This is a genomic window from Marinifilum sp. RC60d5 (assembly GCF_052400665.1).
Classification (GTDB): domain Bacteria; phylum Bacteroidota; class Bacteroidia; order Bacteroidales; family Marinifilaceae; genus JBQTGK01.
In genome coordinates, this window is sequence record NZ_JBQTGK010000005.1 from 22209 (window position 1) to 36090 (window position 13882).

The 13882-nt window shown below is 33.2% G+C and carries 13 protein-coding genes; 11 read left to right on the forward strand and 2 right to left on the reverse strand.

Annotation, left to right across the window (positions count from 1 at the left end):
- Positions 1-34 precede the first annotated feature (34 nt).
- From mnmG to uvrC, 3 genes are all read left to right on the forward strand, one after another.
- Positions 35-1912 (forward strand): tRNA uridine-5-carboxymethylaminomethyl(34) synthesis enzyme MnmG, encoded by a 1878-nt coding sequence (mnmG, locus tag ACT3CE_RS12785; RefSeq protein ID WP_444710159.1) that lies wholly within the window; start codon positions 35-37, stop codon positions 1910-1912.
- Positions 1913-2043: 131 nt separating this feature from the next.
- Positions 2044-3684, forward strand: coding sequence for an adenine deaminase (gene ade / locus ACT3CE_RS12790; RefSeq protein WP_444710160.1), 1641 nt, complete (start codon positions 2044-2046; stop codon positions 3682-3684).
- A gap of 26 nt (positions 3685-3710) precedes the next feature.
- Positions 3711-5513 carry an excinuclease ABC subunit UvrC gene (gene uvrC, locus ACT3CE_RS12795; RefSeq protein ID WP_444710161.1) on the forward strand — a complete coding sequence of 601 codons (1803 nt, stop codon included), beginning with the start codon at positions 3711-3713 and terminating at the stop codon, positions 5511-5513.
- A 49-nt stretch (positions 5514-5562) separates the two neighbouring features.
- Here uvrC and ACT3CE_RS12800 read toward each other — a convergent pair whose 3' ends face one another.
- Entirely contained in the window at positions 5563-6546 is a 984-nt protein-coding gene (locus ACT3CE_RS12800; protein WP_444710162.1) for a lipoate--protein ligase, read from the reverse strand.
- Between the two features lie 159 nt (positions 6547-6705).
- Between ACT3CE_RS12800 and dtd the strand changes: the two genes are divergently transcribed.
- The 6 genes from dtd (at position 6706) to ACT3CE_RS12830 (ending at position 11871) form a co-directional block, all read left to right on the forward strand.
- Complete coding sequence (gene dtd, locus ACT3CE_RS12805; protein WP_444710163.1) at positions 6706-7158, forward strand: D-aminoacyl-tRNA deacylase; 453 nt, start codon at positions 6706-6708, stop codon at positions 7156-7158.
- Complete coding sequence (locus ACT3CE_RS12810) at positions 7158-7490, forward strand: nucleotide pyrophosphohydrolase (RefSeq protein ID WP_444710164.1); 333 nt, start codon at positions 7158-7160, stop codon at positions 7488-7490. The genes dtd and ACT3CE_RS12810 overlap by 1 nt, the downstream gene beginning before the upstream one ends.
- Positions 7491-8305: 815 nt before the next feature.
- Complete coding sequence (locus tag ACT3CE_RS12815; RefSeq protein WP_444710165.1) at positions 8306-8455, forward strand: hypothetical protein; 150 nt, start codon at positions 8306-8308, stop codon at positions 8453-8455.
- A gap of 45 nt (positions 8456-8500) precedes the next feature.
- Positions 8501-8668, forward strand: a complete 168-nt coding sequence (locus ACT3CE_RS12820) for a T9SS type A sorting domain-containing protein (protein WP_444710321.1) — start codon at positions 8501-8503, stop codon at positions 8666-8668.
- Positions 8669-8946: 278 nt separating this feature from the next.
- Positions 8947-9846, forward strand: a complete 900-nt coding sequence (deoC, locus tag ACT3CE_RS12825; RefSeq protein WP_444710166.1) for a deoxyribose-phosphate aldolase — start codon at positions 8947-8949, stop codon at positions 9844-9846.
- Positions 9847-9984: 138 nt separating this feature from the next.
- Complete coding sequence (locus tag ACT3CE_RS12830) at positions 9985-11871, forward strand: PAS domain S-box protein (protein WP_444710167.1); 1887 nt, start codon at positions 9985-9987, stop codon at positions 11869-11871.
- 1 nt (position 11872) lies between these two features.
- On the opposite strand, the gene ACT3CE_RS12835 is transcribed toward ACT3CE_RS12830, so the two are convergent.
- Entirely contained in the window at positions 11873-12859 is a 987-nt protein-coding gene (locus ACT3CE_RS12835; protein ID WP_444710168.1) for a polyprenyl synthetase family protein, read from the reverse strand.
- 201 nt (positions 12860-13060) lie between these two features.
- Between ACT3CE_RS12835 and ACT3CE_RS12840 the strand changes: the two genes are divergently transcribed.
- A complete protein-coding gene (locus ACT3CE_RS12840; RefSeq protein ID WP_444710169.1) occupies positions 13061-13360 on the forward strand; it encodes an ArsR/SmtB family transcription factor in 300 nt (99 codons plus the stop codon).
- Between the two features lie 45 nt (positions 13361-13405).
- Complete coding sequence (locus ACT3CE_RS12845) at positions 13406-13852, forward strand: 6-pyruvoyl trahydropterin synthase family protein (RefSeq protein WP_444710170.1); 447 nt, start codon at positions 13406-13408, stop codon at positions 13850-13852.
- The last annotated feature ends 30 nt before the right edge of the window (positions 13853-13882 follow it).

Sequence of the window (13882 nt, forward strand, 5' to 3'; positions counted from 1 at the left end):
ATAAGGAAAAAAGAATACAAATATCTTATATAGTATGTTGCCTAAATATGATGTAATAGTAGTAGGAGCCGGACATGCAGGATGCGAAGCAGCAACAGCTGCAGCAAATCTTGGATCATCTGTTTTATTAATTACAATGGACATGAACAAAATTGCTCAAATGTCATGTAATCCGGCCATTGGAGGAATTGCAAAGGGGCAAATCGTGCGCGAAATTGATGCTTTAGGCGGTTTTACAGGTATTGTAACCGATCGTTCTTCTATTCAGTTTAGAATGTTAAATCGTTCGAAAGGACCAGCAATGTGGAGTCCTCGTGCACAGTGCGATAGAATGATTTTTTCGGCAGAATGGCGAAAAATTGTTGAAAATACTGATAATCTCGACATGTGGCAGGATGCTGTTGTTGGGATAATAGTAAAAGATGGAAAAGTAGAAGGAGTAACCACGAAACTAGGCATTGATATTTTTGCCAAAACAGTTGTGTTAACCAATGGAACTTTTCTTAATGGTTTAATGCATATAGGTAAAAATCAGGAAACTGGAGGCCGTTCGGCTGAACCAGCCTCTTTTGGTATCAGTGAGCAATTAAAATCATTAGGTTTTGAAGTAGGTAGAATGAAAACAGGAACCCCAGCTCGTTTAGATGGAAGAAGCATTGACTTTTCTGTTATGAGAAAACAGGTGGGGGAAGATAGTTTCTATAAATTCTCGTACTTAAATAACCATACCGATAAGACTCTTCGTCAGCGTCCATGTTATATTGTTTATACCAATCTCGAAGTACACGATAGTTTGCGCGAAGGTTTCGAAGATTCTCCAATGTATAATGGAACGATTCAAAGTACAGGTCCAAGATATTGTCCAAGTATTGAGTCAAAACTATCCACTTTTGCCGAAAAAAATGAGCATTTATTGTTTTTGGAGCCCGAAGGAGAAGATACTCATGAATATTATATAAACGGATTTTCATCTAGCTTACCATGGGATGTGCAGTTAAAAGCACTGAAAAAAGTTCCGGGATTAGAGAATGTAAAAATGTATCGTCCAGGTTATGCAATCGAGTATGACTATTTTGATCCAACAGGTTTGTATCATACCTTGGAGACTAAATTGGTTTCAAACCTATATTTTGCTGGTCAAATTAACGGTACTACCGGATATGAAGAAGCAGGTGCACAGGGTATGATTGCAGGTATAAATGCAAGCTTAACGGTTCAGGGAAAACCTGAATTTACACTAAAAAGAGATGAAGCATATATTGGGGTTTTAATCGACGATTTGGTAACTAAAGGAGTTGATGAGCCTTATCGAATGTTTACTTCCAGAGCCGAATATCGAATTTTATTACGCCAGGACGACGCGGATGTTAGATTAACACCTAAGGCTTATGAGTTAGGTTTAGCCAGCAAAGAGAGATTGGATTTGCTAGAGGAGAAAATCATTTATAGAGATAAATTGTTTAACTTTTGTAAAGAATTTAGCTGTAAACCAAAATTTCTTAACCCTGTTCTGGAAAGATTAGGCACATCACCTTTAAAGCAAGGAGTAAAATTATATGATATAATATTACGACCACAGGTCGGGATTCACGATTTAATAGAAGACGTAAGTCCTCTTAAAAGTGTGATAGAAGAAATTCCAAATAGAAGGGAAGAGATCATTGAAGCAGCTGAGGTACTAATAAAGTATAGTGGCTATATTGATCGTGAAAAATTGATCGCTGACAAGCTAACTCGCTTGGAAAATATTAATATAAAAGGTAGATTTGAATATAGCAGTTTACAGTCTATTTCAACTGAGGCAAGGCAAAAGTTAGATAAAATTCAACCTCAAACTATTGGGCAGGCATCACGAATATCTGGTGTTTCCCCTAGCGATATAAACGTTCTTTTGGTCCTTATGGGACGATAGTGTTCCACGTGGAACCAAGGAGTATTTTTAAATAGTTTACTCCTTAAAACGCCCGGAATTGCCTTTTCTTAAAAGAAAATGTCGATTCCGGGCGTTTTTGAAAACTATATTTTAAGAGTAAAAATAAAGGTATGGAAAAGAGTTTCACAATATCAGGTAAGGTAGTAGATGTAATATCAAGAAGTATTACGAATGCAGAAATTGTAGTTAAAGATGGATTTATTAGTGCCATAAATCCTTGCGAACATGTAAAGGATTGCTATATTTTACCAGGCTTGGTCGACTCACATATGCACATCGAAAGTTCCTTATTAATTCCAAGTAGGTTTGCTGCAAGTGCAGTTCAGTATGGTACCATTGGCTTGGTAAGTGATCCCCACGAAATAGCCAACGTATTGGGCGAGATTGGTGTTGATTTCATGATTAACGATGCTAAAAAAGTTCCCTTGGAAATAAGGTTCGGCGTTCCTTCTTGTGTGCCGGCAACTAAACATGAGACTTCAGGTTTTGTTTTAGATAGTAATATTGTAGAGAGTTTGCTTAAAAGGGAAGAAGTGGTTTGTCTTGCAGAGGTGATGGATTTTGTTGGAGTGGTTAAGGGTGATTTGGAAGTGTTAAAAAAAATAGTTGCCTGTAAGAAACTAGGAAAAAAAATAGATGGACATGCACCTGGATTAAAAGGTGCAGATCTTAAAAAGTATGTGGCTGCTGGAATTTCGGCAGATCATGAATGTTCTACTTTAGAGGAAGCGCTTGAGAAAATCTCTTTAGGAATGATGATACAAATTAGAGAGGGTAGTGCTGCAAAAGACTTCGAAGCTCTGTCTTCTCTTTTGAAAACTCATCCCGAAAAGGTAATGCTTTGCACAGATGATTTGCATCCTGATGATATGGCAGAATATGGACATATTAATTCCTTAATTAAACGTGGTCTTAAGAAAGGATATGATTTATTTTCTCTGTTAAGAGCAGCCAGTTATAACCCAATACAACATTACGGATTAGATCTGGGTTTGCTGCAGATCGGTGATTCGGCCGACTTTATTACAATAGATAATCCTAGCTCATTTTTGGTACAGGAAGTCTATAGAAAAGGGGAGTGTATTTATAAAGATGGAAAGGCAAGTTTTGAAGTAAACAATGAAATTTTATTGAATAATTTTAGCCGTAAACCTGTTAGTCTTGCTGATATTTGCGTAGCTCCACAAAAGGGAAAAATACATGTTATGGAGGCTTGTGATGGAGATTTAATTACCGATTCGATTTTGTATGAACCAAAAATCGAAAATGATAATTTGGTTTCTGATACAGATCGGGACATTTTAAAAATGGTTGTCATGAGCCGTTATGACAATGGAAAACCAGCTGTAGGATTTGTAAAAGGATTTGGTTTTAAGAAAGGAGCAATTGCTGAAAGTATAGCTCATGATAGTCACAATGTAATTGCCATAGGCACTAGCGACAAAGAAATTATTCATGCCATTAATACATTAATTGATTTAAAAGGTGGAATTGTTGCAGTAAATAACGGTGGACATAGATCTGTAAAATTGGAAGTAGCCGGTTTGATGTCGAACAAAACAGGGGAGGAATTACTTTCGGATTACAATAAACTAAGTAGTTTTACATCGGAATTAGGATCTGATTTTCAATCTCCATTCATGACTTTAGCTTTTATGTCACTATTAGTGATTCCAAAACTAAAATTATCTGATAAGGGTTTGTTTGATGTGAATAATTTTCGAGTTATAAATTTATTTGAAAACAAATAGATTTACATTTTTATACGTTTTAGATAGTGATAAAAAATAAGAATATAGATTATTTAAAATCTTTGGTTGCAGCTTTACCCGAAGAACCTGGAGTTTATCAGTTTTTTGATGAGAACGAAAAGATTATATATGTAGGAAAAGCCAAGCGTTTAAAAAGGAGAGTAGCTTCCTACTTTAATAAAGTTCATGATACAGCTAAAACCAATATCCTAGTTCGTAAAATTTCAGGTATTCGGCATATTGTTGTAAACTCTGAAGAAGATGCCTTACTTCTCGAGAATAATTTAATAAAAAAGCATCAGCCTCGTTATAATGTTTTACTAAAAGATGATAAATCTTTTCCGTGGATATGTATAAAAAAGGAGAGATTCCCCCGAGTTTTTGTGACGCGACATTTACTTAAAGATGGTTCAGAATATTTTGGTCCTTATACCAGCGTAATGATGGTTCGGACATTAATGGATATGATTCGTTCATTATATAAGTTGCGCAATTGTAATTTAAGCTTATCGGAAGAAGGAATAAAAAATGGAAAGTTTAAAGTTTGTCTCGAATATCATATAGGAAATTGTAAAGCGCCGTGTATAGGAAAAATATCAGTAGAGGAGTATGAAGAAACCATACAAATCATTCGTAATATTCTGAAGGGAAATATTGGTATGGTAACTTCTCATTTAAAAGAAAAAATGAATGAGTTTGCTCAGGATTTTAAATTCGAAGAAGCTCATCAGGTTAAAGAAAAGCTTGAATTACTAAGTAAGTATCAAAGTAAATCTACTATTGTAAATCCATCCATCAATAATATTGATGTCTATTCGATATTAGATGATGAGGATTCGGCTTATGTCAATTTTCTTAAAATTGTAAATGGTGCAATAATACAGGCTCACACTATAGAGTTAAAAAAGAAGATGGATGAAAGTAAAGAAGACTTACTTCTTCTTGCCATTACTGATATAAGGCAAAAAATATTTAGCACTGCTAAAGAAATAGTATTGCCATTCGATCTTGAATTGCCATTTGATGGAGTTAAATGTTTGGTCCCTCAACGTGGCGACAAACGAAAATTACTGGACCTTTCGCTTCGTAATGTCAAATACTTCCGTCTAGAGAAGTTAAAACATGGCGATAAATCATTAAAACAGTCTCATTCCGATAGAATTGTTGAGAAAATGAAGACCGATTTACGATTGAAAGATGCTCCGGTTCACATAGAATGTTTTGATAATTCTAATATACAGGGTACAAATCCAGTAGCATCCTGTGTAGTTTTTCGAAATGCTCGCCCTTATAAAAAAGACTATCGTCATTTTAATATTAAAACTGTAGTAGGGGCTAACGATTTTGCTTCTATGGAAGAAATAATATATCGGCGATACAAAAGACTTTTGGAGGAAGATAAATCATTGCCGCAATTAATAGTTATTGATGGGGGAAAAGGGCAGTTGGGAGCAGCCTTAAATAGTTTGAATAAATTAAACTTAAGAGGTGTTATTTCGGTTATTGGGATTGCAAAAAAGTTAGAAGAGATCTATTTTCCTGGTGATCCTTATCCATTATATCTCGATAAAAATTCTGAAACCTTAAAAACCATTCAGCATTTGCGAAATGAATCGCATCGTTTTGCCATTACCTTTCATAAGCAAAAACGATCGAAAGCTTTTATTGGATCCGAGCTTGATAAAATAGATGGGATTGGTCCTAAAACCGTTCAAAAGTTAATTCAAAGGTTTAAGTCTGTCGAAAATATAAAGAAACTTGCCCGAGCAGACTTAGAGTTAGAAGTTGGTAAATCTAAAGCTGAAATTATTTTTAAATATTTTAATTAGGAATTTTTCACTTTTGAAGGCCTATTCTTCAATTGTTTTTTTGTGAAATCTAGAAAAATGCTTTAATGAGCTGATTGGAAGTCATATTATTAAAGTATAAGTCTAGGTTTATTTCGTTAAGTGTCTTCAATACAGCTGACTTATCATGATACAAACCTTTTAACTTGTTTGTAAAGTCTGAAATTGCCTTAGGATGGATACAATTGCCATTTAATTTTAGATTTTGAATTCTGCCTTTTTCGATATTTAATTCAACTTCCAGAATAGAACCTCCGGCTAAATTGCTTAGTTTTTCAAACCTATAATTGGGAGAGTAGCCATAGTTCCATTCCCAATTGTTATATTTTTCTTGCATTAGAATTTCTATTTGCTCGTTGTCTTGTGCAGTTAGCAGAAATTCTTTAGCTGTTGGGAAAGTTGCTTTAACTTGCAGAATAAGCTTCTTACTAAATTCAGAAAGATTTATTGGATCGGAAAGATAATCAGAGATGTTTGTTACCTTACTTCTAATGGATCTTACACCTCTATCTTTAAACTTTAAGGGATTAACCTTCAACAATTGGTTTAAGCGTTTTAAATCGCTTGAAAATAGCATTGTTCCATGTTGCATGACTTTATTCTTGTATACATGAGAGGCATTACCCGAAAATTTCTTTCCATCAATCGTTAAATCGCTTTTCCCTTCAAATTTTGCATCTATCTGCATGTTCTGGAGAGTATCAATAATAGGTTGACTGTATTTTTGAAAATCAACTAATTTACCTTTTTCTCCTTTTTTGATAAAGCAATAGTTTAAGTTGCCTTCATCGTGAAAAACAGTTCCGCCACCAGATAATCTTCTGTGTACAGGAATATTTTCTTTTTCGGTTTTTTCCAGATTAATCTCAGCAAGCGTGTTTTGATGTTTACCTACTATTAGGGTAGGCGTATTGCTATACAAAAAAAAGAAATCATCTTCGTAATTTTTCAGCAAATATTCTTCTGTTGCCAGATTAAAAGCAGGATTGTGAGAGGAACTTATGAAATATAGCATTTTGTTTGTATTTTTTGATTTACAAATATGACTATAATTTGTTAATAGTTTTAATTTAGATTTTAGGAATGTTTTTATTGTAGGTATTAAAAATCACTTTTCTTCAAAAGTAAAATAGTATATTTGAATTAAATTTATGTACCTAATAAATATTTAGTTATGAAAGTTGTTGTTCAGCGAGTTACTGAAGCCGCTGTAAAAGTAGATTTGGAAGTGGTTGGTGAAATTAAAAAAGGATTGATGGTACTCGTTGGAATCGAAAATGCCGATTCGATTGATGATGCCCAATGGTTAAGCAAGAAAATTTGTAACCTGAGAATATTTGATGATCAACATGGAGTAATGAATAAATCATTGTTGGATGTAGAAGGCGATATTCTTGCAATTAGTCAGTTTACTCTTCACGCAAAAACTAAAAAAGGTAATCGTCCTTCCTATATTCATGCGGCAAAACCTGATATTTCAATTCCTTTGTATGAGAGTTTTGTGGCTTGTTTAGAGCAAGAATCAGGAAAAAAAGTAGAAACGGGTAAATTTGGTGCAGAAATGCAGGTTTCTCTGATTAACGACGGACCAGTTACCATTGTAATGGATACAAAAAACAAAGAATAATGGATCAGATTGGAATTAAAGAAGCTCAGGAAATGGTAGATCAATGGATCAAAAAATATGGAGTGCGCTATTTTAATGAACTTACTAATATGGCTATTCTTACTGAAGAAGTAGGAGAGGTTGCTCGAATTGTTTCGAGAAAATATGGAGAACAATCTTTCAAAGAAAGCGATAAGAAAGTAGATTTAGCTGATGAAATGGCTGATGTTTTATGGGTTTTGATGTGTTTGGCAAATCAGACAGGAGTCGATTTAGACGAAGCTTTTCAAAAAAATATAGAGAAGAAAACGAAGCGAGACTCAACTCGACATAAAAACAATGAAAAACTGTAATAAATACACCATTTTTGATGATACAATTATAGCCGCTTGTCTACGAAACATTCTATTTGTTCAAAAAACCTGACAATCATTTATAGAGAATGTATCATACAATAATATTTGTTTAGTTTTGTTAGCTGCGAATAAAGCTGTTTAAATGAAACTGACACAATTTTTTTTTCATATTATTTCCACTTTTTTCTTATTCTCAAGCAAATGAGAATTTTGAGCAAATCTATCAAAAAGGAGAAGAGCTCCTTTTTTCCAGTTGCGATTCTTGTTTAAGCTCGGTTCAAGAATTAAAAACACTTCGGAATATAAATGCCCTTCAGAAAATCAGAATTAAGCTTTTAGAGACTGAATCCAAATGTCAGTTGCAGAGTATTGATTCCACAAAGCTAATTCTTACCAATTGTTTGGATACTATTAAACAGACTTTTCCAAAAAATATAATAGTTAAAGTAAAAATATTATTACTATTGGGTAGTATTAATTCATCTAATTCAAATGTTGATGAAGGAATACCTGAACTACTTAAGGCCTTAGAACTATTTGAAAATTAGGAAAATAAAGATCTGAAGTACTATTGCATTCTTAAGATAGCTGAAGCACATCGTATAAAAAACAGTTTGATTGTGAGGATAAAAACAGCTATTAAGTTGAAATAACAGTTACTAATTAAGATGGCTTTAGTCATACCGAACACTTCACCATTGAAATAGGTGATGCAATGAAGCACCTTTTGACATTTAATTACTTGTTTTGTAAGTTCATTTGAAATTTCAGTCTGGTTAACATTAGTAGATCATGAAGATGGAAGTGCAAGTTTGGCGTGTATACCAAATGAAGCAGGTAGTTTTAACCTGGCTTTGGAAGTTTCGGATAATAAATTAAGCGAAACACAGGAATTTGTCATTGAGGTTGGCATTTCAACAGGAATTAACGATGTGTTTGCTGAGCCAGAGGTAAGTATTTAGTGATTTGCACATTGATTTATCAGATTTGGAAATCGTGATTTTACGATTTACTTGTATAGCATAACCGGTAGTTTGTTGTTTAAAGAACAACACCGAAGTAGTAGCGGAAAAGCCCGAATTACAAAATCAGTACAGCAATTAGGAAGCGGAGTTTATTTGCTGGTAATTGAATTGGATGGCTACCGAAAAAGCTACAAAGTTCTAAAACAATAATAACAAGATATACATTTAGTTAAAGCCAAAGTCATTATTGCAATGACTTTGGCTTTTCTTTTTATCTTAAGTTCAAATAAATTAATGATATAGAAATAGGGGAAGAGTTAAAATTATTTTAGTTTTGTGCTTTAATCGTTAAGATATACATAAAAGTGATTTTATGTATTTATGGAAAAATCAGCGGAAACGTCCGCAACTGGTTAATTATTATTTATTTACATTGTGTAGCGACAAATATTGGATTTGACGCTCCATCCTAATTAAAATTTAGAAGGATGAAGAAAGACATTTTAGAAATCTTGAAATCGTACAATTTAGAATTAAATGATCAAGAGGTTAGCAATCAGGTAAAAGCGATTTTAGCTTCCGATTTTAATTCTTTGTACACTGTTGAGAATTTAAAGAAAAATTTCTCGTTAATCGATTTAACAACTTTAAATTCTACCGACACCCACGCAAGAGCAAAAAGTTTTGCAGAAAATGTAAATAACTTCCAGAATGATTTTGACATGCCGAATGTTGCAGCAATATGCGTATATCCATACCAGGTGCCAACATTAAATGAAAACTTAAAAGCAGAAGGCGTAAAAATTGCTTCTGTTGCCGGTGTTTTCCCATCTTCTCAATCTTTCATAGAAGTTAAGGCATTAGAATGTAAAATGGCTGTTGAAAAAGGAGCCAATGAAATTGACATTGTCATTTCGATTGGGGCTTTTTTAGAGGGGGATTATCAAACTGTGTTTGAGGAAATTGTAGCACAAAAAGAAGCTTGCGGAAAAGGGCACTTAAAAGTGATTTTGGAAACAGGGGAGTTGAAAACTGCAACAAACATTCGTACCGCATCAATTATTGCGATGGAAGCAGGCGCCGATTTTATTAAAACATCAACTGGGAAGGTGCCTGTGAATGCTACATTAGAAGCAGCTCACATCATGACACAGGCCATTAAAGAGTATTTTGATAAAACAGGTAGAATGGTTGGATTTAAACCTGCAGGAGGGATCTCAACATCCAAAGATGCAATTGAGTTCTTCGCAATATCGCATCATAATCTCGAAGATAATTGGTTAAACAATAATTACCTTAGAATTGGGGCATCTAGTTTGGCTAATAACTTACTAAGCGAGATTTATAAGATCGAAACAGGAGAAAATAAGAAGATTACATATTTTTAGTATTGTTTATTAAAAGTTTTAAAAAAAAGTCGGAAATTTTTCCGGCTTTTTGCATTTAAACGAATAAAATATTTAACTTCGGTTAATTATTGATAACAGCACAAATTTTAACGATCGAGTTATTAAATGTATTCAGATTTGCCTGACAATTTAAATGACAGAATTCAAGAATTGGAAAATGAACTCCAGGAGCTCAAACAATTACTTGGTACTAAATCGACATTACTTCAACATTTGTTGCAGAATTCGAAAAAGGATACCCTGTTTTCTGTTATCGATACAAAGTTTAATTTAATCGAGATAAACGATAAAAGATTAAATCAAATTGGAAAAAAAAGATCGGAGATACTTGGCGAAAAATGTTACAAAGTTTTTTACGGATTAAATAAGGAGTGTAAGGAATGTACTGTTCGAAAATCAATTATACATAAAAAACAAAGTAGATTTTTAAAATCATACAGCGATAACGGCATTATAAAATTCGAAGAAAAAATAATAACTCCAATTGCAAACAGTATTGGAGATATAGAACGTCTTACTGTCGAAAGTGAAGACATTACAGGTTATTATCAATTAATAGATAAGGCAGGACAGAGAGATAATTTTTTTAGAAATATTTTTGAATCTTCGGGTGATGCCTATTTTATTCATGATGAAAAAGGAAAAATACTTGAATTTGGTTCGCAGTTACCTGTTTTATTAGGATATACAGAAGAGGAATTTAAATATTTATCAGTTCATGATATCGATGATCCGAAAAATTCCAAAGAATTTGATAAAAGGCTAAGAGACTTTAAACAAGGTAATAATTTACTATTCGAAACTGATATTATTAAGAAATCGGGTGGTAGAGTTCCGGTTGAATTAAGTGCCAATTTAATTCCATTGCAAGATCATCCCATTTATTTTATTGCACTTAGAAATCTTGAAAAAAGAAGAAAAGCAGAGGAAGATTTGCGGAGAAGTGAGAAAACTTTTCGAACATTAGTAGAAAATGCCCCCGATTTAATTATGCGTTTCGATCGGGAGTTTAAACACCTGTTTGTTAATTCGGCATCTATACCACTTTTAGGTATTGAGCCACAAAAATTTATTGGAAAAACTCACGAAGATCTCAATTTTCCACATGAACTTTGTAAATTTTGGGAGCAGGAAATGCAAAAAGTTTTTGACTCTTCAAAAGCACGAACTGTCGAGTTTATGCTACCCGCTGATGGGAAAGATTATTATTTCGAATGGCAACTAATTCCGGAATTTGAATCCAATGGCGAAACTGTAACACTAATGGCTATTGCTCGTGATATTACCGAAAGTAAACTAAACGAGATAGCCTTAAAAGAAGCGATCCAAACCAAAGATAAATTCTTTTCAATTATTGCTCACGATCTTAAAAATCCTTTTAATGTGATGATTCCTATTGTTGGAGTTTTAAAAGAGGAATTGCATAGTATGAGTAAGGAGAACCTAAGCGAAATGGTAGATCTCATAAGCTCATCGGTACAACAGGAATATAATCTTTTGGAGAGTTTACTGGAATGGTCAAGGGCTCAATCCGGAAGAATAAAACGAGAACCTAAGCAAATCGACCTTAGAATAATTACCGAGGCTAATATCAATCTTCATAAAGCAAAATTTCAGGAGAAAAATATATCTATCGAATTCTTTTTTAATGGAAATAATGAGGTATTTGCCGACGAATATATGATTAGTACAGTAATTCGAAACCTAATTTCAAACGCTCTAAAATTCACACATAATAATGGAATAATAAAAATAGGAATTGAATCTAATCAATCTGAAATTCAGTTTTATGTGCAAGATAATGGAGTTGGAATTAGCACAGAGAATCAAAAAAAACTATTTAGAATAGATATCAATTTTAATTGTGTAGGAACCTGCGAAGAAGTAGGAACAGGAATAGGGTTAATATTATGTAAGGAATTTATAGAGCAGAATAAGGGTAAAATAAAAGTAGATAGCAAAATAGGAGAGGGTAGTAAATTTACATTTACCTTACCTGCTTAAATTACTTTGTCCTTGAAATAGTGTATTCAACCAATTCTATTAATGCCAGTTTAGCTTCTGAATCAGGAAAATCAGATAGGCAGTTAATTGCTTTTTCCTTGTATTTCATCATTTTACTGCGTGTATATTCAATGCCTCCATTTTCCTTTACAAATTGAATTAAGCTGTTTACTTTATCATTATTTTTATTGTGCTTTTTTATAATTCTTAATGCCCAGCGTTTATTTTTATCAGATATATTACGAAGTACATAAATAAGGGGAAGAGTTAATTTTTTTTCTTTAATATCATTACCTGTGGGTTTACCAATATTTCCTTGTTTATCGTAATCGAACAAGTCATCTTTCATCTGAAAAGCAATTCCCAGGTTTTCGCCAAATTTCTTTAATTTTTCTTGTTCAGCCTCGTTGGCACCAGCCGAAATAGCACCTAAATGTGTACAGGAGGCAATCAAACTAGCTGTTTTCTTGTAAATAATATCAAAATATACTTCTTCGGTAATATTTAATTTTCTCGATTTTTCCAGCTGTAACAATTCTCCTTCACTCATTTCACGTACAGCATTCGAAACAACCTGCAGCTGATCATATTCCTTATTTTCGAGCGCAATTAGTAAGCCTTTCGAAAGTAAAAAATCACCGACCAATACAGCAGCTTTCGATTTCCAAAGTGCATTTACCGAGAAAAATCCTCTTCGTTCGTATGCTTCGTCAACCACATCATCATGAATTAAAGTTGCAGTATGTAACAATTGGGTAAGCGATGCTGCAGTATAAGTTGCTGGTGTAACTTTATCGATTAATTTGGCACTAAGAAAAACAAGAATAGGTCTTATTTCCTTTCCTTTTCGTTTTATGATGTAGTTATTAATAATATCTAGCAATCGAATCTTACTTTTCATCGATTGCTTAAAGAAGAATTCAAATTCCTTCATCTCGGCCTGCACAGGTGCTTTAATCTCTTTAATTTTACTTTTTTTAGAACTCATAGCAACCAAAGTTAGTAATTTATATTAGTCTGGAAAGTCAAGGAATTAGGAAATTTAAGATGCAAAGAACCTCCTTTTATGAAGACTATTGGTAAATCATCTAAAAACTTATAAATTTAAATATTTCGATATGAAGGTGTTGAGTATTTACAAATATATTTATATATTTGCATTTGTTATTAAATTGATCAACCTAAGTATATGAAAATAAAAGATCTTGAACCTGAGAAGTTAGAGCAGGCGGCAAATATGCTAAAAGCAATTGCTCATCCAATGAGAATAGCAATTTTAGGATATCTTGAGGATGGGAAAAAACTTACGGTTACCGAAATTCACGAATTATTAAAGATAGAACAATCTACTACCTCTCATCATCTGGGAATTTTAAAAGATAAAGGAGTTTTATCGTCTAAAAGAGATGGGAAAAATACGTACTACTTTTTAAAACATTGTAGCTTAAGTAATATTGTCGATTGTATAAGTAAATGCACACAAGGATAAGAAATTAAAAACCGGATACGACCGGTTTTTTTTATGATACGAAATATGGCAAAAATAAGATTAACCAAAGAGTTCCATTTCGAAATGGCTCATGCCTTATGGAACTACGATGGATTGTGTAAAAATATTCACGGACATTCATATATTTTATTCGTTACCGTAATAGGAGAACCTATTAAGGACATATCGAATCCTAAATTGGGAATGGTAATGGATTTTGGAGAAGTAAAAAAAATTGTTTCAGAGGAAATTGTTGATCGCTTAGATCATGCTTTGGTTTTAAATAAAGCAGTTCCAAATGCCGAGAATTTTAATATTCCAGAAATGTTTGAACGCTTTTATGTGACAGAATATCAGCCAACCTGCGAAAATATGATTGCAGATTTTGCAGATAGAATTAAGGCACGACTTCCAAAAAGAGTTAAGCTTCATTCGCTTAAATTACACGAAACAGCAAGCTCATTTGCAGAGTGGTATGCAGAAGATAACTAAAGTATAAATAGAAAATAGTAGTAAACCCGG